This window comes from Pelotomaculum propionicicum, assembly GCF_048984525.1.
GTDB classification, from domain to species: domain Bacteria; phylum Bacillota; class Desulfotomaculia; order Desulfotomaculales; family Pelotomaculaceae; genus Syntrophopropionicum; species Syntrophopropionicum propionicicum_A.
The window spans coordinates 1-23,961 of the sequence record NZ_JBMGJC010000018.1 but is presented as its reverse complement, the minus strand read 5'-3'; the positions used below and the strand labels follow the sequence as shown (position 1 = coordinate 23,961).

At 41.6% G+C, this 23,961-nt stretch carries 19 protein-coding genes and 5 riboswitches; of the genes, 4 read left to right on the top strand and 15 right to left on the bottom strand.

Annotation, left to right across the window (positions count from 1 at the left end):
• Positions 1-53 precede the first annotated feature (53 nt).
• The 4 genes from ACOBQJ_RS15960 to ACOBQJ_RS15945 all read right to left on the bottom strand — a co-directional run bounded on the left by ACOBQJ_RS15960 (position 54) and on the right by ACOBQJ_RS15945 (position 4,087).
• Positions 54-584, bottom strand: a complete 531-nt coding sequence (locus ACOBQJ_RS15960) for a spore maturation protein (protein ID WP_421072771.1) — start codon at positions 582-584, stop codon at positions 54-56.
• A gap of 7 nt (positions 585-591) precedes the next feature.
• Entirely contained in the window at positions 592-1,179 is a 588-nt protein-coding gene (locus ACOBQJ_RS15955) for a nucleoside recognition domain-containing protein (RefSeq protein ID WP_421072770.1), read from the bottom strand.
• 120 nt (positions 1,180-1,299) lie between these two features.
• Positions 1,300-2,592, bottom strand: a complete 1,293-nt coding sequence (locus ACOBQJ_RS15950) for an FAD-dependent oxidoreductase (protein WP_421072769.1) — start codon at positions 2,590-2,592, stop codon at positions 1,300-1,302.
• Between the two features lie 73 nt (positions 2,593-2,665).
• The gene (locus ACOBQJ_RS15945) at positions 2,666-4,087 is read right to left on the bottom strand and encodes a SpoVR family protein (RefSeq protein WP_421072768.1); all 1,422 of its coding nucleotides are present in this window, start codon (positions 4,085-4,087) and stop codon (positions 2,666-2,668) included.
• A 380-nt stretch (positions 4,088-4,467) separates the two neighbouring features.
• Positions 4,468-4,552: riboswitch (cyclic di-GMP riboswitch) on the top strand.
• Between the two features lie 157 nt (positions 4,553-4,709).
• A riboswitch (cyclic di-GMP riboswitch) is annotated at positions 4,710-4,791 on the top strand.
• 606 nt (positions 4,792-5,397) lie between these two features.
• Here ACOBQJ_RS15945 and ACOBQJ_RS15940 point away from each other — a divergent pair.
• From ACOBQJ_RS15940 to ACOBQJ_RS15930, 3 genes are all read left to right on the top strand, one after another.
• Positions 5,398-7,023, top strand: coding sequence for an MSCRAMM family protein (locus ACOBQJ_RS15940; protein ID WP_421072767.1), 1,626 nt, complete (start codon positions 5,398-5,400; stop codon positions 7,021-7,023).
• A gap of 40 nt (positions 7,024-7,063) precedes the next feature.
• The gene (locus ACOBQJ_RS15935) at positions 7,064-7,675 is read left to right on the top strand and encodes a sortase (protein WP_421072766.1); all 612 of its coding nucleotides are present in this window, start codon (positions 7,064-7,066) and stop codon (positions 7,673-7,675) included.
• Between the two features lie 263 nt (positions 7,676-7,938).
• A riboswitch (cyclic di-GMP riboswitch) is annotated at positions 7,939-8,022 on the top strand.
• 116 nt (positions 8,023-8,138) lie between these two features.
• Positions 8,139-9,185: an LPXTG cell wall anchor domain-containing protein gene (locus tag ACOBQJ_RS15930; RefSeq protein ID WP_421072765.1), complete on the top strand. Its 1,047-nt coding sequence runs from the start codon at positions 8,139-8,141 to the stop codon at positions 9,183-9,185.
• Positions 9,186-9,457: 272 nt separating this feature from the next.
• Here ACOBQJ_RS15930 and ACOBQJ_RS15925 read toward each other — a convergent pair whose 3' ends face one another.
• On the bottom strand, positions 9,458-10,348 hold the full coding sequence (locus tag ACOBQJ_RS15925) for a transglutaminase domain-containing protein (RefSeq protein WP_421072764.1): 891 nt from the start codon (positions 10,346-10,348) through the stop codon (positions 9,458-9,460).
• 78 nt (positions 10,349-10,426) lie between these two features.
• A riboswitch (cyclic di-GMP riboswitch) is annotated at positions 10,427-10,515 on the bottom strand.
• 75 nt (positions 10,516-10,590) lie between these two features.
• Positions 10,591-10,679: riboswitch (cyclic di-GMP riboswitch) on the bottom strand.
• A gap of 768 nt (positions 10,680-11,447) precedes the next feature.
• Here ACOBQJ_RS15925 and ACOBQJ_RS15920 point away from each other — a divergent pair.
• Complete coding sequence (locus ACOBQJ_RS15920; RefSeq protein WP_421072763.1) at positions 11,448-12,965, top strand: TIR domain-containing protein; 1,518 nt, start codon at positions 11,448-11,450, stop codon at positions 12,963-12,965.
• 146 nt (positions 12,966-13,111) lie between these two features.
• Here ACOBQJ_RS15920 and ACOBQJ_RS15915 read toward each other — a convergent pair whose 3' ends face one another.
• The 10 genes from ACOBQJ_RS15915 to ACOBQJ_RS15870 form a co-directional block, all read right to left on the bottom strand.
• Complete coding sequence (locus ACOBQJ_RS15915; protein ID WP_421072762.1) at positions 13,112-14,272, bottom strand: S-layer homology domain-containing protein; 1,161 nt, start codon at positions 14,270-14,272, stop codon at positions 13,112-13,114.
• A 99-nt stretch (positions 14,273-14,371) separates the two neighbouring features.
• A complete protein-coding gene (locus ACOBQJ_RS15910; RefSeq protein WP_421072761.1) occupies positions 14,372-15,985 on the bottom strand; it encodes a hypothetical protein in 1,614 nt (537 codons plus the stop codon).
• Positions 15,986-15,989: 4 nt separating this feature from the next.
• Positions 15,990-17,447, bottom strand: coding sequence for a class I SAM-dependent methyltransferase (locus ACOBQJ_RS15905; RefSeq protein WP_421072760.1), 1,458 nt, complete (start codon positions 17,445-17,447; stop codon positions 15,990-15,992).
• Between the two features lie 7 nt (positions 17,448-17,454).
• Complete coding sequence (locus ACOBQJ_RS15900; protein WP_421072759.1) at positions 17,455-17,724, bottom strand: hypothetical protein; 270 nt, start codon at positions 17,722-17,724, stop codon at positions 17,455-17,457.
• 160 nt (positions 17,725-17,884) lie between these two features.
• Positions 17,885-19,498: a sulfatase-like hydrolase/transferase gene (locus ACOBQJ_RS15895; protein ID WP_421072758.1), complete on the bottom strand. Its 1,614-nt coding sequence runs from the start codon at positions 19,496-19,498 to the stop codon at positions 17,885-17,887.
• A gap of 193 nt (positions 19,499-19,691) precedes the next feature.
• Entirely contained in the window at positions 19,692-20,621 is a 930-nt protein-coding gene (locus tag ACOBQJ_RS15890) for a glycosyltransferase family 2 protein (protein WP_421072757.1), read from the bottom strand.
• Positions 20,622-20,668: 47 nt separating this feature from the next.
• The gene (locus ACOBQJ_RS15885; RefSeq protein ID WP_421072794.1) at positions 20,669-21,436 is read right to left on the bottom strand and encodes a glycosyltransferase family 2 protein; all 768 of its coding nucleotides are present in this window, start codon (positions 21,434-21,436) and stop codon (positions 20,669-20,671) included.
• Between the two features lie 63 nt (positions 21,437-21,499).
• A complete protein-coding gene (locus ACOBQJ_RS15880) occupies positions 21,500-22,672 on the bottom strand; it encodes a glycosyltransferase (protein ID WP_421072756.1) in 1,173 nt (390 codons plus the stop codon).
• Entirely contained in the window at positions 22,672-23,358 is a 687-nt protein-coding gene (locus ACOBQJ_RS15875; RefSeq protein ID WP_421072755.1) for a class I SAM-dependent methyltransferase, read from the bottom strand. The genes ACOBQJ_RS15880 and ACOBQJ_RS15875 overlap by 1 nt, the downstream gene beginning before the upstream one ends.
• Positions 23,348-23,961 (bottom strand): polysaccharide biosynthesis C-terminal domain-containing protein (locus ACOBQJ_RS15870; protein WP_421072754.1); only part of this gene is annotated, 614 nt, incomplete at its 5' end. The genes ACOBQJ_RS15870 and ACOBQJ_RS15875, both read right to left, overlap by 11 nt.

The following is a 23,961-nucleotide window of genomic DNA, read 5'->3' as shown; positions in this document are numbered from 1 at the left end:
TCGGCAAGTAAATATTTCAAGCCTGACCCCCTAGAACCCTAAAGCCTGACCCCCTAGAATATCATCTTAACGATAAACACAGAAGCTACCAGGGTGGTCAGGTCTGAAACCAGCCCCAGAATAACTGAATAGCGGTATTTCCTAATGCCGACCGAGCCGAAATATAAAGTCAAAACATAAAAAGTCGTGTCACAGCTCCCCTGCATCGTGGAGACGAGACGGCCCAAAAAGCTGTCCGGACCGTAGGTCTTAATTATATCTGAAGCGATGCCCAGAGCTGCTCCGCCTGAAAGAGGCCTCATCACGGCGTGAGGCAGGACCTCGGCCGGCAGGCCGACGTAATTGAGTGCCGGGGAGATCGCCGCCACCAGGACTTCCATGGCTCCGGAAGCCCTGAAAATACTTATGGCCACCAGCATAGCCACCAGGTACGGGATCGTTTTTATCGCGGTGGCAAACCCGGCTTCGGCCCCGTCAACAAAAGTTTCGTATACCTTGACACCGCGCAGCACCGCGATCAGAGGCACTACCAGAAGGATTGCCGGGATAGCCCAGCGGGAGAGTTCAGCGATGACCTCAAACACCCGCTATTCACCTCCTGCCCGAGTAAACCAGGCGCAGGAGCCTGTCTACCACGATCGCGACAGACATGCTGAATGCAGTGGCCATTATGGTAGGTCCCACGATATCAGTGGGATCGGCCGAGCCGTAAAGAAGGCGAATGCCGATGATTGTCGTGGGTATTAAAGTAATACATGACGTATTTAATCCCAGAAAGGTGCACATGGCCTCCGAGGCGGTGTCGCTGTCCCGGTTCAGCTTTTGCAGTTCCCGCATGGCGATCAAACCCATCGGCGTGGCAGCGTTGCCCAAGCCCAGGATATTGGCGCTCAGGTTCATCACTATGGCTCCCATGGCCGGGTGGTCTTTGGGCACACTGGGAAAAAGAAACCGCATCAGGGGACGCACCAGCCAGGCCAGCGCCCTTACCAAGCCGGCTTCTTCAGCCAGCTTCATGATCCCCAGCCAGAATGTTATGATGGCAATCAGGCTGATTGATATTTTGACGGCGTCATTGGCTCCATCGAGCGCTGCTTTGGTTATGACCTCTATATTGCCGTTCGCCGCGGCTACTATTATGCCGAAGACCATCATCAGCAGCCATACAATATTTACCATGCCAGTCCCCCCGCCCCAGGGTTGTCCTATGTTACTTTATGAATCCGGCTGGACAAATAGAACCGTGTCAAGGGGACGGTTCTTCTGACACGTTTATTGGGTTTTCTCAGGAAAAACGTGTCAAGAGAACCGTCCCCTTGACACGTTTTTGCTGAAAATGCCGGTTAGACCTGTTTTGGCCACCCTTTCTCTTATTTGTGCGATATCAGTAGTATACAGTCCTAACTCCAGCATCCGTTCAAAATAGACAGAGCCGGAAAAGGTATATTTCTTGCCCATCCCCTCTGTTTTTTTCATTTCCCTCTGCATAAATGTAATAATATCGCCGCAGGCCAGCTCGGCGGGCAGCAGCAGCGGTTTACTGCCGCAAAGAAGCCGCACCGCGTTGTGTCCCGCCAAAAAACCTGTCGCAATCGCTTCCGTATGCCCCACCAGCAATCCCGTCTTCTCACCAGCGCAAAATAAATTTTGCGCGCCGTCAACCCGCAAACTGGCATCACATGGCGCCATAGCCATAAATCTGACAGAGTTGCCCCTGCCCCCTGAGTAGGGGTCCGCGTAGCGTGCGTCTTGAAAGCCATCCAGAGTACGCAGGATCTCCAGGGGAAAATACGGCGCCATCAGTTTAGCGTGACCGGTATCAAGAATAACCAGGTTTTCCGCAAAATCGTTTGTCGCATACTGCTGGCAGGCCTTTTTTTCAAGCTGCCCGGTCTTATGTAAATGCTCCGGCAGCGGTACCACCAGCACGCCTTCCTTTTCCAGTTTTTTAACCAAAGCCGGGGCCAGGGACTTCTTTTCCAGCTTGCAGGAGCCGCTCATCGCCTCAAAATGAGGGAAACCCTCACCCGCTCTTATCTCCGCGACGCCCACCCTGTCTGTCAAGCTTACCCTGGGGCCGAATGTGGGACAGCGCAGGACGCACATGGCGCAACCAGCGCCATAGCGGGCGCAGTTGCCGGACGGTCCGGCCGTGCCGGTACAGTCTATAAAGACGTCGCCCCTGATCTTTTTACAGTCCGCTGTATGCAAAGCTACGATAACATTTTCGCTCTTGTCAACTCCGGTTATTCGTTTCTGCATCTTCAGCTGTACGCCTCTGGAGAGAAGCATGGTTTTGATAGCGGGCTCAATTCTTGTGACGTCGTATAGCATGGCGTGACGGTGGCCGGGGAAGTTAACATCCCGGTGAGTGACAACTCCTTCAATAACCTTGAGGAATTCCCCGCCTCCCATAGCCCAGATCTCTTCCATAGCAGTGTAGCGGCCATTATTGCGCATAATACCGCCTACAAGCCCGGTCCCCAGTAGCATGTCTGTTTTCTCTATCAGGACGGCTTCAGCTCCGGCCGCCCTGGCAGAGTAAGCCGCCGCGCATCCCGCCCAGCCGCCGCCAACTATTACAACGCGCATAAAAAATCCTCCCTCTTTTATCAATATATTCAGGAAGGATCCTAAAATCTTATATCTTTCCAAATAAAGGTTTTTACAGGAACTTTTTGCTGCACTTTTCGCCGTTGTATGAGAAAAGAACTGGCTTCTCGTCCAGCACTGTTTCCAGGTGCGCCGGCCGGCCCCACAGCGTGTAAACATGAGGAAGCGTCTTTTCCAGGTAGAGAACATCAAGCTCGGCGCCCTCGTAATTGTGCTTCAGGTACAGCTCGCCCCTCTTGTTAAAGTCTCCGTCCTGCACCACGATATACGGATAACTGCAATTTGTCAGGCTGTTTACTGTCGCGTCGCGCACTTTTTCCCATTCCTTATCGACTATTTTCCAGTCGTACCCGACCTTCTTATATAAATACAGGTCCATCTCTTCAACCAGTTCCCTGGTCAAGTAATTACGCAAAAAAGATATATCATTGTCGACCGCCCGCACTTCAAAAATTTTCTCGCGGCCCTGCCCGCCCGGGCGTCCGTATTTCTCCTTTTCCTCCGCTGTGGGATCGTCCCATCTTTTTTCGATGTCTTCAAAAATTTTAAGGCCCAGCGCATATGGATTTAGACGGCTCCGGGAAGTCTGTATTATTCCCGAGTGCATCTTGGCGAACTCCACAGCTTCAGATTCATCAAGTTCGATCTCCCGCATTATCTTGAGGTGCCAGTAGGAAGCCCAGCCCTCGTTCATAATTTTTGTTTCCATTTGCGGCCAGAAATACTGCATTTCCTGCCGTATAACCGACATAATGTCACGCTGCCAGTCTTCCAGTTCCTTACTGTGTTGTATTATAAACATGACCAAATCTTTTTCGGGATTTTCAGGAAACACCTTTTTCTTGTCACATCCCTCACAGTGACATTCCGCAGCCTGATCTAAAGACCAAAGGTCGTCATAGGGGGTTTTCGGGCCCCCTGCGCGGCAGGTTTTTTCCTTTCCCGCCCCCCCGGTTTTCACATCTTTCTTCAGGTCTCTCGGTTCAATGTGCTCCTGAATAGCTATGGCGGCATCTATGAAAGATTCCACCCTGGCATGCCCGTATTTAAATTCATAGCCGCGAAAACGGTCTGCAGCGGCGGCCATGGATTCCACCATGACCCTGGACGTTTTTTTAAAATAAGCGTTGTTTTTAAAAAAGTCACAGTGTCCAAGGACGTGGGCCATGACCAGTTTGTTCTGGATCAGGGTGTTCCCTTCCAGCAGGAATGCGTAGCAGGGATTGGAGTTGATTACCATTTCATAGATCCGCCCCAGGTTATAATCGTATTGTGTTTTCATTTTGTGGTAGGCCTTGCCGAACGTCCAGTGCGAAAAGCGGGTCGGCATGCTGTAAGCGCCAAACGTGTAAATTATTTCTGCCGGGCATATCTCAAAAAACATATCGTAGAAGTCAAGGTTGAACTCCCTGGCTTTCCCTGAAATCAACCTCAAAGCTTTCTCCAGCAGCTTTATTTCCTCATGTGGATTCACCGGTCATTCCTCCCCTGCCTATACAATATGCCGGGCAGAGTCTTAAATTGCCAGCTTAACGTTTAATTATTCCAAGCTGATTAAAGCTTATTTTTTGATTGTAAACTCAACAAATTACTTGAAATTATATATACTTCTGGATTATTCATGTTTTTAAATAAAAAATTGACATTACAAATTATTGTAATGTATAATCAAAATAGAAAAAATATTACAAAATAATGTGTAAATTTTAAGTATTTTATTATTATTTGTTAATAATTTAATAATATTTAATTATTATGCTAATTAAAACTTTCCTTACAGAAACAGAATTGGGACTATAGTCCCAAGCAAAAATGTTAAACCTATTCGCATTTTGCGCAACTAGTTGAAAACTTAAAAATTTTGGAGGTAATGAGGCACAGTTTTGAACTTGGGCGCTTGAACTGTGCCGAACCAGTAGCGCAACCGGCCGTACAATAATTGTACGGTTTTTTTGTCCAAATTATAGTAGGATATTAGTCCTATCATTCCTATTACTTTCAGATACCTTAAAGTTATCCTTTAGTATAAATGTAATTCGTTCTAATGAGCAATTACATTCAAATTAACTTATGCTACTATGCACATAACATAACAAATCAAAACCGGAGGTAATGAAGCACAGTTTCTATTTGGGCGCTTGAACTGTGCCGAACCAGTAGCGCAACCGACCGTACAATTATTGTGCGGTTTTTTACATTTAGGAAAGCGTTATATTGTTAAAACGTTATTAAGGAGGTGGTTTAACCCTCATTTAAGGATATTTTGAGTGAGAAATACATAAGAAAGAGAGGTGAAAAATTATGAAGAAAAGGAACCATTTAGCGCCAATAATAGTTGTCTTAGTTGCAATAACAATTTTAGCGATAAGCTTTTCAACGGTCTTTGCCGCATCTGTTTCACCAACGATAGTCAGTGGTAATGATCCGAGCGACTTAACACCTCCGGATGGTTGTACAGAACTCAAAGTTTTTAAAATCGACCCTCCGAATAGCGACGTCTATAGCCCGGGATCCGACAAGGAACTTAGTGTAACATTTAGCGTATATGATGGTGAACAGTATCTTGATTGGGAATCAAACTTCACAGTCTATTACGTTTTTGTTAAAGGGGGAAATATAGGCGGTAATCTATACGATTACAGCCCCGATGGCACAGAATCAGATACCGGACTTCACACACCGGTCAATCCCAGTGGAAACTACGCAGGTATCAGCCATGTAACTTTTTATTACTGCGATTCCCCTGAATACGGCAGCCTCTGCGGCAAAAAATGGCTGGATGATGTGGCAAAAGAAGGCTGGACAATCTACCTTTATGACAAAGAATTAGATTCACTAGAAGATGTTGGAACTACTGATGGTCTCGTGGCACAAACGGTAACAGATGAGGACGGCAGCTACTGCTTCGAAGAACTCGACATGTCCAAGTCATATTACATTTACGAAGAAATCCGTGCAGGCATAAGTCCGTTTGAGCCTGAGTCAGGTTTCTGGGGCCCTGTCACACCAGATCAAGCAAATACCGACTGGCCCGAATCTTACGATTTCCTAAATGAAACCGTCGGCAGCATCTGCGGTCACAAGTACAGGGGAGCCGAAGGCTACACGCCTCTGGTATGGGATATCTACCTGTACCAGGACGAACAGCCTGAAGTTGTCGGCCAGGATTATTTCGCAAAGGCTACCACAGATGGGGAAACCGGTGGGTATTGCTTCCAGGATCTCGAACTAGGACATACTTACTACGTATACGAAGCCGAAACTACCGGAGACTGGTACCAGATTGAGCCTGTTGATCCCAACTACTTTACTGTCGTTCTCAATGAAAACAACAAGTGCGTGGGAGATAAAGACTTCCGCAACGATCAAGAGGAAGACGGGGACGGCGACATCTGTGTATTCAAGTACGAAGACACTGACGGCGACGGCGAGTTTGATTCAGAGACTGAGACAGGACTGGCAAATTGGGAAATACAATTGTGGGTACAGCAAGCGCAAGCAGTTTTATATGAAGCAGACACAGACTCAGATTTGGATTGGACGCTGGTTGACACTAAATATACCGGTTCTGGGGAAGGATTAGGTGAAGTCTGCTTCACGGACCTGCCGTACGGAACATACAAAGTCACAGAAACTCTTTTGGACGGTTATACACAAACTCAGCCTAAAGGCAGCTATTTAGGATTAGATCACTATATAGTAGTATTATCAGAACAAAATCCTTATGAGTACCTGTACTTTGGCAACAAGCCTGACGAAGATGATGATCCCGGCAGTATTTGCGGCCACAAGTTCAACGACAAAAACAAAAACGGTGAATGGGATCGCAGTGAACCTGGACTCAAAAACTGGACTATCAAGTTATACAAATGTACTGAATTAGCAAAAGCAGCAGCACAAATCGACGGGTGCCAATGGGAACTGCTTGACCAAACAACTACAGGCGAAGGCGGAAGTTACTGCTTCAATAACCTGGAGCCCGGCACATACAAAGTTGCAGAAGAGTTAATGACTAATTGGAGGCAGACTGCGCCAGAAGACGAATTCTTTGTAGTAGAACTTGCAGAAGGACAAAACATTGAAGACCTCGACTTCGGCAACTACAAAGAAGAAGAAGGCGACGACGACAGCGACAGCGACAGTGACAGCGACAGTGACAGCGACAGTGACAGCGATAGTGACAGTGACAGTGACAGCGACAGTGACAGCGACAGTGACAGCGACAGCGACGATGAAGAAATCGTAGTACCGACACCTCCGATGGCGCCGCCACAACCGATTACAGTACCAGTTGTAGTACCGCAAGCACCACCGGCACTGCCGTTTACCGGCGGCAACGCGATGGCATTTGTCTATGCAGGATTTGCACTAACCGGCCTGGGCGCCCTGCTCAGACGCAGGTTCAAGTAAGATACCCGACACAGCTTACGCACATAAGGAAGACGTCTAGATGAACACTAAGAAGTTAATCAGTAGAATAATTATTTTGGCGGGGGTACTGCTTATGCTTTACCCCCTCTTTACTTACTTATACTCATCATACGAACAGTATAAGCTGAAGCAAGCATACGAGTTATCTTCGCAGCAAAACAATAATACAAGTGAAGAACAGGATCCACTCCTTACGAGCGGCCCACCCTCTTTGAGTTTTCCCAAGGACGGCGACTTTACAGGCACTATAATCGAGATACCTGCTATAAACCTGTCCGCGGCTGTGCTCCGGGGAACCAGTGAGGAAATTCTAAACAGGGGGCCGGGCTGGTACGAGGAATCCGCGCTCCCAGGCCAGGGCAACACGGCCATAGCCGGACACCGGACCATGTACGGAGCCTGGTTCCGCCACCTTGACAGCCTGAGCGCCGGTGACGAAATAAACCTTACTTTTGACGGATGGGTATATAAATACAAAGTGGAAAGGGTCTTCCCCATCGCCAACAACGACTGGAGCGTAATTGATCCAACAGACTCTCCAGCCCTCACCCTCACCACCTGTCACCCCGTCGGAAGCGCCGCCCAGCGGCTCGTGGCGCGCGCCGCGCTGGTAACATGGACTAAAAAATAGTGATATTTTTAGAAATACCCTGTTGGCCGCACACCCGACGTGCCACGCAGGGCTTTTTTATACCATGATAACTTCGAAGAATTTCCCGCCTTTTTGGGACTTTAATCCTGCATACCGGGATTTTAGTCCCATACCCTCTATTACCTTTTACTACTCCCTGACTACGCTTAAGATTAGATAAAAATATATCACCTGGCATATGGTTATATCGTCCTAATGTGGAATTACAGCCTCTTATCTTTATGTTATCATTCTCTTAACCTAATAATAATGGAGGTAATGAAGTACAGTTTGTATTTGGGCGCCTGAACTGTACCGAACCACTGGCGCAACCGGCCGTGCAGAAATTTTGTGCGGTTTTTTTGATCTCTTGTTGCTATAAGGAGGTGGACTAAACCGCCCTGTTATTTATGGCCTCATAATTAACTTAATTAATCAACACTACAGGAAGGTTGGGATTATAATGAGAGAAAAGAAAAAAATGCTTAGAAAACTGATCCTCGTACTTATGGCCATGGTTTTAGTTTTCGCGTACAGCTCCGCATGGGCCGGCCCTTCTCACCAAAATGGTCACAGCAATCAAGGCAGCCACGATAACGGCAACAACAGCAACAATGGCAACAATGGCAATAACGGAAACAGCGGCGGCACCGGCAATTCCGGCAGCGGCGATAGCAACGACAACAACGGTGACGGTAACGGAAACAACGGTAACAGCGATGTAAGCAATGACAGAAACGGCGACGGCAACGGAAACAACGGTAAAAATGGCGGTAAAGGAAACGGTAAAAACGGCGACACTAGTGACAATGGTGATAATGGCGATAATGGCGATAACGGAGATAACGGAGACAACGGCGACAACGGTGACAACGGCGACAACGGTGACAACGGTGACAACGGTGACAACGGTGACAACGGCGACAACGGCGACAACGGTGACAACGGTGACAACGGCGACAACGGCGACAATGGCGATAACGGCGATAACAACGATGACAACGGTGACAACGGTGACGACGGCGACAACGGCGACAATGGCGATAACGGCGATAACAACGATGACAACGGTGACAACGGTGACAACGGCGACAATGGCGATAACGGCGATAACAACGATGACAACGGTGACAACGGTGACAACGGCGATAATGGCGACAATGGCGATAACGGCGATAACAACGATGACAACGATGACAACGGTGACAACGGTGACAACGGCGATAATGGCGATAATGGCGATAACAACGATGACGGAGATAACGGCGACAACCATAACGGCAACGAGGATCCGGCATCACTGGAGGGAATTAACCTACCAGCAGTTTCCGATGTTAAAGCGCCTCCGGGAGCACCGGTACAACCAGCTGAGCCAGTTAACCTGAACAGTGAAGCGCCTGCTGCACCGTCTGAACTACCTTATACAGGAGGCAATCCATTTGCATATATTATGGCCGGCCTCGTCCTCTTGGGTTTAGGTAGTTTGCTGAAACGCAGGGAACTGGCATAACCGGTAATATTATTTACAACAGATTAATTGCTTAACTTATTTGGGGTACAGTAAAAAACTGTACCCCTTAGCATCGTTTTTGACAATATTGCTGTACATTATCATTATACCGGACATCGTAAAATAAGTTTTTTTAGGTAAACGTTTCTGCTGTCAAGTAAATGTTTCATCACAAAAAAACAGGCCCTGTACGCTGCGAGCCCGGCGCACCGTACAGGGCTTGTTCTTGTTGAGAGCAGGGTTTTATCTTATCTGCTTCTTATTTTGTTAGACTAATATGATGTGTAGGCAGAAGCAAAGTGAGTTACCGCAAAATCTTCACTGTCAGGGGCGAAGTACTTGGTAGAAGGAGCTGCCACAAAACTGTTATTTTGTATGTACCCGGCGTCCCAGGTGGCGTCTACCGTTACCCATTTACCGTCCGCGTAGACTTCGTTCCAGGCATGGCTTTGAGATGTCCAGCCGTTGCTTTCCCATGTCTGGCCGTGCACAACTTTTGCCTGGAGGCCTGCCGCCCTGGCTAAAGCCGCGACCAGGAAGGAATAATCCCTGCAGACACCCTTTTTGCTTTTAAGTGTCTGGCTGGCAGGGATCAGTGTAGTGTCCCCTTCCAAAAACGCGTTGTAATCATAGGCAATGTTGCCGGCCACCCAGTCGTGAATAGCCTTGACCTTTTCCGTTTCACCCATCTGAGGCATTACGATCTGGTTTGCGAGATCAATAACTAACTGGTTATCGCTGTCCACATAAGCTGATGGGGATATGTAACGGGTGTCCTTATCCAGTTTATTGTTCAACTCAAAGCGTATTACACCGTCGAACCTGGTAGGGTTATCCCCGGCCCATATGGTATATTTACCAGGGCCAAAACGAAGCTCAATATTTAACTTGAAGCTACCGCCCTGGACATCGGCTGGATGTGTAATTAAATCACCCGCGGGACCCCTCACACAAAACCAGACTTGGTCAAGATCTGATGTCCCTTCTATGGTTAAATTACCCTCACAATTAAAACCGCTGCTTGACGGTGACGATATTTGGATTACAGAATTACTAAAACCAATACTGTAACCGGCACTCGCGGGCACGCTGAAAATTAATAAACTGACAAGGATAACTGTGCTAATGAATAAAGCTTTTTTAGTAAAACCCATTAATTTCATAAGGCACCCTCCAAGTTAGTTTTATAAAAAACAAAAAGACCTGTTCGCCAGTGTCGAACAGGTCTTTTCAAAACCTGATACGGCAACTGGCTGGCATAGCGGTGATGACCGCCTTAGCCCCTCTAGCTTTGCGCCGCCACCTTTCGGTGACTTTGCCTTTTTCGTATAATATTCAATTGCTAAAATAAAATAACCACCGCCAGTCGGGTGGTATCTCATCTGTAAATAACTTTAGACTTGAACCCGGCAACTGGCTGGCATAGCGGTGATGACCGCCTTAGCCCCTCTAGCTTTGCGCCGCCACCTTTCGGTGACTTTGCCTTTTTCAATTGTACAAGCTTTTATCAACTAAATTATACATACTATAAGTTTTGCGGTCAAGTATCAATATATTAAACTTAATACTACTTTAGGGTAATATTTATAGGACTAATTTACCATTATTCTTATCAAATTTGCAACTAATTGAGGTTTTAGGACAATAGTCCTATTTCATTTAGGACTATTGTGCCATATTACCACATACTTTTATCTTATTTAAACTAGTCTTATAGTCATAGCAGCTTGGACATTTTTTTAATATTATATTAGTGTATATTTATTTTTGCTGCTGTAGATTATTACCACCCTTTTTAATATTTTTTCGGGTAATCACAAAAGGAAATTTTCCATTCTTATTGAATAAAAATGGTAATGTTTATTATTTTCCACGTTTTTAGTAACAACTGTATTATTACGGCTTTAGCAAGGAGGATTTTATATGAAACATCTGGATGCAAGAGTTTTTAAAACATACAGACAGATGGTTGAGAAAGCATATCCCGCTGAGGTCGATAACTGGCCGATTATAAGCGGATACAATCTCAAATTTGGGAAATACCGGGGTTGGAATATATTACTTTTTGAACATACGGGAAACCCCATACCGCTGAAAATACCCCTCGAGCATTTGACATCGTCTGTCGTCGGTGTTGAAGATATTGGAAGCGATACTGAACTGGCACGCAAAAAGCTTACCCGGTACCTCCGTTTATCCAAGAATGACATGCTGGTCCTTCTGAATCCCAGGGGCTCTAACCTGGAGCAGGAACTTGACGTCGTGTTTAGGCAGCATGAAAGTATTGTTAGAAAACAGGCGGAATATGCCTCAAAAAATGAACCCCCAAAACCACACCCTTTGCCGGATGCCAGTGAAGAGAAAATAGAAGATGGACAAGTAAAAACTCAATATATACAAACAGCCGAACATGCTGCCGTAATTATTGAACTTCCACAAGCAGAGATTAAAAAGGAATTGGAAACAGAGGAGCAGCAAAAAGTTACCGCTGTAAAACAGGAAGATTTAAAAGCAAAATTACAACCATACAAAAACAAAGTCCTAATTATACACGGCGACAACGAGAAAATTAGGAAGTCTTTGCGCAATTTTCTGCTGAGCCTGGGCCTGCAAGCTGTGGAGTGGGCTGAGGACCTGCTAATGGCCGAAAAGCCCGATCCGGACCACAGTGACGTGATCAGGGTTGCTCTTGAGCAATGCCAGGCTGCTGTAGTTATTCTAACCAACGATAAACAGGATATGACTTTCCCGGACGAAGAACCGGGGCTAAGGTTCCTGCCTCAGGCTGAACTGAATGGTCTATTTATCGCGGGCATGGCGGCAGCTATCGACCGTCACAGGACTGTAGTAGCCGGGCTGGGAAATCCAGTACCGTTTCACAGTATACCCGGTTTGTACATTACCGATCTAGACAATACGCTGGAAAAACGCAAAGCTTTTATCGAACGTTTAAGGGCTGTTGGCTGTGAAATTAAAACTAAAGGCAAGGCCTGGCAGATCAGCGGTGATTTCGACATTGATCTAAAACCTGTTTTTGCTGAAAAACAGCCTCCCTCACAGCCAGTTGATATTGAACCAGTTAAAGAAACCCAGGCCCCTCAAATTCAACCTGAAACAGTTCCCCATGAAACAGTGGGAAGATCAGACGAAGACAAGTCTTTAGAAAAACCTCAGGCTGAAGGTTCGGCAAAAATTGAACCTGATATAAAGGAACAGCCGACCAGGAGCAAGTCTTTAATCGAATCCCTGCCTCTAATAAGTATATTAAGAACCAAAAAACAGCCCAAAAAAGAAAAACCTGCTCCGGAAAAAGCCACTCAACCACAGCCCCGGGAAAAGGTAGAAACTATATTAAAAGAGTTAAAAACCACAACACCTGTTGCCAAGAAGCATCCGCAGAAAAAGCAAGAACCTCTTCCACCTGCTCAACAACCAAAACCTGAACATTCGCTAAAAAAAGAGCAAAGACATACAGCATCGCCAGAGGCCAGGTTTGAGCCAAGAGAGCCACAAAAGCCAATAAAAGAACCCACGCTTAAAAAAGCTGAACTTTATCCAGATGAGAATGATTTTTATAACAGGATTAAGGAGCTTGAGGGAAAACTGGAAGCTCTGAAAAATCGAGGCGGCAGACTCAACCAGCGAGCTGTTGATGAGTTAGAAAAACAAATACAGGCTGAAAAATACCGCCTGCGCACTATCCAACAACTTGCAAACATCGAAAATTTGAAGAAAAGCTATGAAGACTATAACAAAAAAGGAAAAAAAGAAGACAAATAATTTATTAGCTTTCTAATGTATTCCATTTACACGGAAGCCGGGACACTCCCAAAGTAGGTGCGGCTTCAGCCGCACAAATAGCCAAAAAAAACCCGCTCCAGTTGAGCGGGATTTTTCATTGCACTTAGCACTTTCTGGTATTCCTTTTAATCAAGTTCCCCTTCGCTCACATCATAGTCGAAACTATTCAGTGAAGCGTCGTCCTCATCATACAATGATATTTCGATGGTATCAAGGGTGATATCCGCGTCATCCTCGAAAGCATCGGCAATTTCATCGCAAATATCAACTACGTCTTCTTCAATATCACTGTCGCTTAAGTCTTCCCATTCATCGGCCGCGTCGCTGTCTTCATCCGCATAAAGTTTAGCTGTGACAGTATCATCATCTTCATCATAAGTAAGGTTTAAGCTGAAATCTATGCCACCCACGGAATAGGCGCCGTCCTCAAGTTCGCTTATAACTTCTTCCGCATCGGAATCCGAGTCACTGTCATTATCACTGTCGCTGTCACTGTCATCATCACTGTCATTATCATGCTTATCTATGAACAAATCAATCTGGCCGGTCAGTACTGCCATTTCAGCTCTCTTAATGCCGCTGTTCACATTCAGGTTGCCGTCGCTGCCCTTGATAATACCGTCCAGGTGAAGCCTTATCAGGTATTCATAGATTTCGGCCGGTGTCAGGTCCAGTTCCTCATAATCTTCACCAGCAAACAGGTTCTCGTAGTCGTCGAGGTCCGCAAAGGGATTTACAAAATCATCCGGAAGTTCTGATAATAGATCTTTGTCTTCCAGCATTTTAGCATACAGAACGAATATATACGCTCTTTCACATTGTTTCTCAGAATGGAACCGCTTGATGTAGCCGTGGTAGACGGCTTTTTTCACCGATTGCTTCGCCCATCCCGGAATACCGTCGGAATCATCGTCTACATCAGCGTCGTCATCCTCATCATCCGCGTCATCGTCTTCATCGTCAGCATCGTCGTCTCCGTCTTCGTTATCCGGTGACAGTTTGTCCAGCAGGACCATGGCCTGCGCCTTGGTCATTACGTCTTCAGGCCCGAATGTGCCGTCGCCGTAACCTTCAAGATACCCTTTGGTCTGTGCTTTTTTAATCGCCCACTTGGCCCAGTGGTTTTGAACGTCAGTAAACTCCTGTGTATCAGCCTGCTGCAGTTTCATCTGCTGCCCCGGGGCTTGTCCCAGCCCTTTGCCGTTGTCTGACTTAGCGGACGCAACTCCGGCGCACAGCCCGATGATCAACGCCATTATTACTACCACCAACAGTGTCTTCCTCAAATTGGTCATTCCTCCTTTTTTGTTTGATAATTAATTATACGACAGGGTTTTAGGATTTTTGAGGGTACATTTTCCAGGATGCTTATTTATATGATTAGGTCAATTCTGTTTTTTGCTGCTGTAATCCGGTATCCGGAAGCTGGTTACATTATTATTTAACCAGTTAACAACTTCCTCCGGTCTTGAAAATTCATTCTTTAAAATAGCAAGAATCAGGTCATGAATAACAACTGTATTGAATTTTTGATTGTAATTCAACAAATCATTCTGGCCGGCCATTTTTATTATAAAAGGCACCCGGTGATCTTTTTCACCGGTCAATGACGCTAATTCGTCTTCTTCAGTCCATAACAATTTTGAACTCCACATATCGCTTCTCCACCAGTGATCTGAAGTAATTATAACATTTGTGTTTTCCCAGGTACCGGCATCCTCCATGACTCGCCTTAACTCACCCAGAGTTTGGTCTGCCAAAACCAAATTATCCAGGTAACTGCCGCCTTCTAATCTAAAAGCGTTCTTAGTGCGATCATATATTCCGGGAGGATGCGGCACCGGCCAGTGCGCCAAAATTAAACCATAGTCAGGGTTACATACCGCTTCTTTAGTATCTTCCATTATATCCAGGTAGTTATTATACCTACCCTGCTGTATCAAAATATCCGAGGCAAATATATTGTTTGATAAACGCAGCCGCTTTCCAAAAGGAATAATATCAACTAAATTTTCTACTTGCACAGCGAAACTCTCGGCTAAGGACATCTGACGGAACGGACCGTATGGATACCATGAACAGCTTGTCACGATGCCACCAAAAAGTCTCCCGTAAGGGTGGTACCAGCCGACTACCGATGTGTTCAGGCTCATTTCATGGACCTTTGAAAATATATTGGGTATTGTACTCCAACCTGACTGCCGGCTTTCTCCCTCAAATGTTATCATAAGCTCATTTGGTTTAATTGGTTTAAATTCAGATACCATCCTGCCTGTTACTATGGACGGCAGTGATATATCAGTTTCACCCCCGGGCGGGTAGGCGTTGTTTGCATACAGCGCTTGATTTTTAAAACGGTCAAACTCCGTCAGTTCTACTCCTGCCGGACGACTATCGAAAACCATACCCTGGCTCATTTCATCAAAGATCAGCAGCAGCACGCGTGGGTGTGACAATTCACCGCTCATCAGGGGTGCAGATGCTTTATCGCTGAAAACCGACGGATCCATCCTGGCTAACTGCCAGGCCGTCTGAAAAATATTAAACAACAAAAACGCGGACATTATTAGCAGGGCTTTATTAAGGAAGCTGAATATATCAAAATAAAGTTTCCTGCTTGGATTTTTTTTATATATCTTTAACACTAACAATAATTCCAGCAAAACAAGGGCAATTAATACAAGGTATAAATTATTCTGCACGGAAATCTTGTAATTAGATAGAATACCGTTTACAGGAATAGTCAGCGTGAGTAAAAATGCAACCCGCGCTGCTGTCATTAGAGCGGGATATTTTGAACGGCGGGCAAGTGTTATCGCGACAAAAAACAATGCCGCCAGCAGCAGTATCATTATAATTACTGCAGTGAAGTGGTTGACTGTGGACGGGTACTTCATATAATAATGGCTGGACGGAGATAGGGTGAAAGATACATAGCTCCACCCTCGAATCATGCACAGGTTTGCAAGAGATAACGCAATTATCAAATCTTTAATCATTTTTTTAACCGCTTACCTTTTTCCGCATTAAATACAGCCAGCGTTCCGTATTATCCAAATGCTGCACGCGGATTATTTCAAAATGCCGCCTGCATGACGTTTCAAAAACATCGGTGCTTAAATATTCAAAAAGGTTATCCCTTCCCCTGGTAAGCCGCCTGAACATGGAATCTTGCGGTGAAACATACTCGATCACCAATATATCTGTGGTAATCTCAGCTGCTAAATCCACTATCTCGTCCAGAGGAATTCTCTCAGTAACCAGCATGTGGTGGATTACAGCCAGCATGAAAACCGCGTCAAACCCACCCCGAGCCCGGTCAAGAAACGACTGGCATTCCAGATTGCGCCAGCCGGCAGCCGGGCTGGGCCTGGTGATATTCACCACCAGCGGCAGTATATCAAGTCCCTCCTTGCTGGCTTTTCTCCATACGCTGCCGACTACCACCGGATCGTAATCAATCGCTACAACAGCGGCTCCGCTTCTGGCGACTATGGCGCTGAAATAACCTGTGTTGCAGCCAACATCCAAAACCATTTTTGGCTTGCATTCTGCCAGCAGGTTTTCAATAAAAATCTGCTTTGCGCCTATATGTTCAGTAGTGTAGTTATTTGAACACATATAGTCCGACCAGGCTGAATCTTTTCCTTTTACAGGTTTTGATTTGTTTAAATTTTTACGCAGCTGAGCAAATAAAGAACTAAGGATGTAACGAGCTTTCTCGAAATTATCATCGTGCTTCTTATGATAGATTGCGGGGTTGTCTTTTTTTTCACCCGCGGCCAGCCAGGTTGGTATGGATGCCAGTGTTAAGAACGGAGATTTTAATCGTTTAAGCGGGCTGAGCAGGCGGTATGCCTCCTCCGGTTCAAGTCCGTCGCGCCTGGTTAGGAAAATCTGGTCCAGCGGCAGACCAAGGTGCTTGTTAATCAAAAGAGGCAAGAGAAAAGTGCGGACAAACTGGGCATAAGGAGACCAGATCGGGTCGCCCTGGTCCCTGCGTTCTACTGAGAGCAGGTCGATAAAAACAGGGTGGCAGCCGCGAAACAGGATGTTGTACGGCGTCGCGTCCTTGATCCCGAAACCTTCTTTAAGCAAGTCAACTGCAAAATCAAGTGTGAGGCGTCCCGAGGCATAAAGCATTTCAGCGGGCCACTCGTATGGAAATGATTGAAATGTTATCCTTTCATGTTCTACAACCATGCTGGAATTATTAAAAATATGGCTAATATTATTAATTCCTTGTAATTCCTTTATTGACTCATCGCCCAGGATAGTTGTAATAACCAGGCTGCCGGATTTAGTATTCTTCTCTGCCGCGGCAGAACTTAAAAAGTCTTTCAAATCTTGTTCTCCGGACTTATTAACAACTCTGATTATCCGTCCTTCAATGTTTAGCAAACGCCCCGCAGGGTCACGAAACGATATGTTTTCAGCAGATTTGTTTACTTCGTTTTTCATAATTTACCTATGGCCTGTCATCACTTTTTTTAAATCTTGAAAACACACCCGCAATAAATTTACGGAAATAAAAAGCCATCCCTATAAATGCCGAAACCAGGAGTTGCCAGATCATTGATCCAGAACCGGGATCAATGTAGCAGTAAGCCGGTTGCGCGGTAGCGATTAAGACAGCTGAACATAAAGTTAACATCTTAACTGAATAACGAAGCCCTGAAATTATAAATGAATGACCTTTGGTTATTCCTCTGTTATTAAATGGTTTTATCAAACGCATTAAATTCATCCTTCCTGTATACCTTTATTTAGGGAAAATAATTCACTATTAAGGCAAAACAATTTTTCTCCCTTCATTAATTTGTAATTATGGTATCTATAAGATTATCGGCTTTTACAGCCATTTCTGCACAAATTAAACATAATATTAATAACATAATTCAATGCTTTTTAAGTTTCTTTTGTTCTCTGTAATCCGGCATCAAATAATTAGAACATTTACTATCGATCAATTTTGTCACATCACCAATGCTGGATACTTCGTTTTTTAATACTGCTAATATCAAGTCATGAGTTAGAACTGTATTAAAAACCTGATTATAGTTTATTCCATCACTTTGCCCGGCTAGTTTAATCATATATGGAACCCTGTAGTCCATACCTTTTTTAAAAGATTCTATGTTGTTATCATTTACACCCAAATCATTCTTGCTCCAAATATCATATCTTAACCAGTGATCTGAAGTAATTATCACTGTTGTTTTTTCCCACAAACCGGAATTCTCCATAGTTTGACGAATCTCACCTAATATTCTGTCAGCCAGTACTAGATTGTCCATATAACCGCCCCCCTTTATTACATAATCATTTTTCGCGCTATCATATAAGCCGGGCGGGTGCGGTATCGGTATGTGTATTAACGTCAAACCAATTTCAGGAGCAACAGCAGCCTCTAAAGATTCGTTCACAATTTCTGTACAAGATTTAATTCGATCCTCCAGTTTTAATTCATCATAGAAACTTATTTGATTCATGATTTTAAACTTTCCAACCAGGGGAAGAAATTTAAAGAAATATTCTGTTTGCTGAGCCATAGCTTCAGAAAATGTTGCTTTTCTGCAATTATTAAAAGTATGCCATGAACAAATTGTCAAATTATTTCCAATTACTCTTCCATAAGGATGATACCAACCAATTAAAGTAGAGTTAAATCCCATATCGTATACTTTTGAAAAAACATTGGGAAGTGTGCTCCAACCTACAAATTTGTTTTCACCGCTTATTCTTATTAATAAATCATTAGGCCTGTCATACTTAACCTCCGATATCATCTTCCCCGTAGTTAAGGAAGGCAGAGACAAATCAGTTTCGCCGGCGGGAGGGTATGCGTTGTTTGCATACAACGAATGACTCCTGAAACGATCCAATTCAGGTAATTTTAGAGCAGGTGGCCTATCCTCAAAGGTCAGGCGCTGATCCATTTCATCGAATATAATCCAGACTATGCGTGGGTTTGTTGGACCTTTTATTGATTGAGTTTTAGCAGACGGTTTAACTTCAAATTCTGAAGGATTAAGTGTTAAAAAGGTATAAGCCGGCTGAAATAAATTGAATAAAAAAAAAGGGAATAAAATTAAAACTGCTTTGGCTAATAAACTAATCACACGGCTGCGATAATATAAAAACATTCTTATTGATAAAATTAGTAATAAAAGAATAAAAATAATAACCAATATATTAGAAACATTATTTTGTTCCTTAAAATAATAACTTGTAACAATTGCATTTATCGGAATAGTAAGTGTTAATAAAAAAGCTCCTCTCGAAATATTTTTGATTGTCTGGTTTCCAAATTTCCTGGTTATAGTTATTGCAGTCCAAAATATTAAAGCCAGTATCAAAACATCTAATATAACAGCTAAATAATAATTTATGTTGGGAGGTAATTCACTATGGTACTGGATGTTCAAAAGCAAGATATAATTTACATATAACCAAGCTTTTATAAAACACAAGTTAGCGAGAGAAAGCGCAATTACAAAATCTCTTACCATATTGGTAACCTTTCATTTGTACAGCATTTATTTTAAAATATATTATGTAAATATTCGCCATTAATTGATAAATTCCTTTATTTTGTTTATTAATTCTATGTTTTAGATAAGACAAAAGTTTTAAGATATGTATGATAATATAATTCAATAAAACTTTTAGGGACAAACTAATATATACGATTAAGTTTATAAATTATATATCTTCTGTAGAATTAACATCATTCCAGAAAACTCTGTTCATACTAAAAATTTTTTTAAAATACAAGGGAATGCTTTTTTCCATTAATCCTAACCTGTAGCCAGCGTATTTAGCCACTGTAACGGCTATTACGTTAGGTATCCAGCAGTACTGACCTTTTTTCAACAGGTAATTTAATTGTCCCTTTAGAAAACGGATCCCCTCACCTTCATTATTTATTCCATTAAAGAAATACCTGTTCATGCTAAAAAAAACACCAATATCAAAATAGCGGTTGAAATGCTGCAGTGATGAATAATTATGTGAATGCCACACTACCGCGGCAGGTGTATAGGCGACTTTATATCCTTTCAAAATAAATTTGGCTGCAAGCAGCATATCCTCGTTCATTATCGTATGTTCAGGAAATCCACCAACCTCTTCGAATTGACTTCGCTTAACAGCTGAACATACATTGCTAAAGAAATACGTCTTTATTCCCAAAGATGGCAGGTCCTCTTTACTTTTAATAACCGCTTTTACTGGATAGTTAAAAAGCCGCGCAAATTTCTCCGGCGGGCTTGCCTCTGGCCTCGGAATCTGGCGGCCAAAGGAAGCGGCAATTGATTTATCCTTAAGAGGAGCCACGAGATTTTCAACAAAAAAAGAATCAAACGGCAGCGCATCCTGCGTCATAAAGATAACAACATCGCCGGTGGATTCTCTTACAGCCAGGTTCCTGGTGCCGCCGTGATCGAAGTTCTTTCTTTCTATAACAATAGTCCTACATCCCATTTCCTTCACAGCATCAACAGTCCGGTCGTCTGAAGAAGAATCGATAATAATTATTTCCACCAGAGAAAAAGACTGTTTCATGAGGTTTGGGATTAGATTTGGCAGGAATTTTTCCGCATTTAGTGTTGGTATTATGAGAGATACCTTCATAATTAGTTCTCCATATTGAAATAATTATATTATCATTCTGCATAGAATTACTTCTTGAAATAAATAATGATATTATTGATTAGTATTTTGAATACTAATTTGCCAGTACAATAAATATGTGATGCTGTGATGTTCCCATCATTAAGTTTAAGAAAATGTTTTTTTAATATGATTTTTTGAGCAGTAATCAAAGATCTATTATCTGAAGAAATACAATTAGGTACAAAATATGAAAGCACCAATGGTTCGTTAACAAATCTAAATTCATAATTTTTTGATAATCTTATAAACAATTCCCAATCTTGAAGTCGAGGTAGCCTTTCATCAAAACAACCGTATTTATTAAAACATTCCTTTTTAATAATAGCTGTAGGTGTACCAATAAAATTTCCATTAATCAAAGATTTATAAACATTACCTTCTTTTTCAATAACCTTACCGGAAGGATAATAAATCTTTTTATTATTATTAAATCTCCAGAAACCACAATAAACAATTCCAACTTCATTTGGAGAATTATCTAATATTTCCACTTGTCTTTTTAACTTATTTGGCAACCATTGATCATCACTATCTTGAAATGCAAGGTACTTGCCTCTTGACTCTCTTATTCCAGTATTCCTGGCAGCTGAAGCGCCTTTATTTTTTTCATGTTTAATATACTTAATTCTCTTTTCATTGAATTCTTTAACTATTTCATAAGTATTATCTGTAGAACCATCATCAACAATAATAATTTCAAAGTCCTGGTAGGTTTGTTTTAAAATACTATCAACTGCTCTTTTTATAGTAATCGCTCGATTGTAAGTTGGTATAATTACTGTTACTTTGGTAATTTTTGTTCACCTCATAAGTCAACAATATAAAATATAGTAATATTATTTATAGGTATTATCAATTAATTCAGATAGTAATTTAGATGTTGCACTAAAGCTGTACATAATATTGCATCTATTACGGGCTTTTAATCCTTTGAGTTTTGCTTCTTCAGGATTTTTAAAAACATATTCAATAATATAAGATAATTTCCCAGTATCATCTGGATCATCAATTATCCAAGCACAATCTTCCAAAATAATTTGCATATCAGAAACATTTGTGGTTATTATAGGCTTAGCCATAGCCATTGCATCAAAAACCTTAGCAGGTATTTGACCCAAAGTAGCGCTATTATTCTTTTGTGGAATTACTACAACATCTGCGATAGCTAAAAAATCAGGTACTCTATTAAATGGTTGAAATCCAAAATCAATAAACCTATCTTTTAAATGGCTTTTAGCATATTTGATAACTGACTGAGAATATTTATTCTCATAATCAACTCCAACAATTACTAGTAAAATATTATTGTCTTTAATTAATTCAACTGCTTCAATTAAATTTGTAAGACCTTTATAGGGTCGAGGAGTACCAAAAAACATTACTATTTTTTTATCTTTGCTTATGTTTAATTTTCTCCTAACCAATTCACCATTTATTTTTGTGGGATCTAGGAAATTTGTATCTCTAACATGTGGAATAATTATTCCTCCAAATTTCTTCTGCAAAAATGTGTTTGAAACAGTAATATAATTAGCTATTTTATATAACTTTTCAAAAACATAACTATTCCAATAAGATTGGTTTTCATAAAAATATAACGTAGATTTGATCAAATACAATAAAAAATTTTTCTTAGAAATATACTTATGTAATTCTTTAACAAAACCAAATTCCCAATCGTCAATATCTAAAATTAATGGCTTATGGTTAAATGTTTTTATTAATAAGCCAATACCAAAACTAAAAAATAAAGGCTTTGAACAATATATAATATCACCGCTAATTAATCTGATTAATCTTTTCATATCGAACAATGATCTTGGAAATTTATTTATTTTAATATATTTAATATTTACTTTTTTTAAAGTCCTAACTGGTTCCCAAATATCTTCTCCAAACATAGGGCCTATTATTTCTACCTCATAATATTTTTGGAGTAGTTGTGCTAATAAATAAGATCTTCCTAAACAATTTTGAGAAACATCAGGAGTTAAAACTGAAATTTTCATTATTTTTCAACCTTTTTTGCTATAATTAGATATTGAAATGTTAATAGATCTTTAAATATAAATAGAGTTAAATATTTTGAAAATCTATTAACAGCGTAAAATGGTTTTTCAATAATTCTATAGTTGCGTTCAATATGAGTAGCAGTTAAATTTGCATAATTCAATAATTCCCTAATATTTTTTAATGTAAAAAATCTTAGATGTGATTTGTCATGTATACCTCTATCCCTATAAGGCCAATTTGATTTTACTAACAATTCAATAATAGTTGAATAATGTCTTACATTTGGTATGCTTAAAATTATAATACCTTCATCACTTAAATATTTAATAATTTTTTTTAATACAATCCAAGGGTTTTTTAAATGCTCTAATATATCTGCCAAAATTATACAATCAAAATATTTAACTTCTAAAATACTATCCAGTTCTAATAATTCGATGTCTCCGATAATCACTTTGTCTAATTTAACTAAGGCTACCTCTCCCATCTTCTTATCAAGTTCAATCCCTACTACCTCAGCAGAATATCGTGATTTTATTTGCTCACCGAGTTTCCCAATACTACATCCTACATCTAGTACTTTTTTTACATCACTTGGTATTAAATTTAATATGTCGTCCCTTACGCCTATATACGATATATTGAAAGGATCATCACCATTATTTATCATTTTATTCGTCATTAGAAACACCTTTATATATTGTTTTAAAATTATAGAATACATCTTTATTAATAAGAGAATCTATTTTATATGATAACAGAAGATAGAAAACCATTCCAAGAAATATTAAGATTATTAAAGTAAATATATTTATTAAAACTATGGATTCTAGTGTATTCAAAAATATGCAAATAATAATCGTACCTAATAAAGGAGATAAAATATTTCTTGTAAACGAAAATGAAAAACCAAATATACTTTTTATTTTATAAACTAGATATAAAAACACTAAAAGATTAGGAATTGTAACAGCCATAGATGTCCCAAATATACCGTATTTTATACTCAAAGGGTATATTATAACAATCACCAATAATATTTGTAATATTGATCCATAGGTAATAATTTCTGGTCGTCCAATTCCCTGAAAAAAAGACCCAAAAATTGCATTAACTGATCTTGATATCCCATAAATACTTAATATCATTAATGATGGAACCATAGGATTCCAATTATCACCAAAAAAGATGTGAACAATATTTGAGCCTAATACTAATATTATCCCGGATATAGGAAGAGACAAAAATAACGTAAGATGTAACACTTTAATAAAAGCTTCTTTTG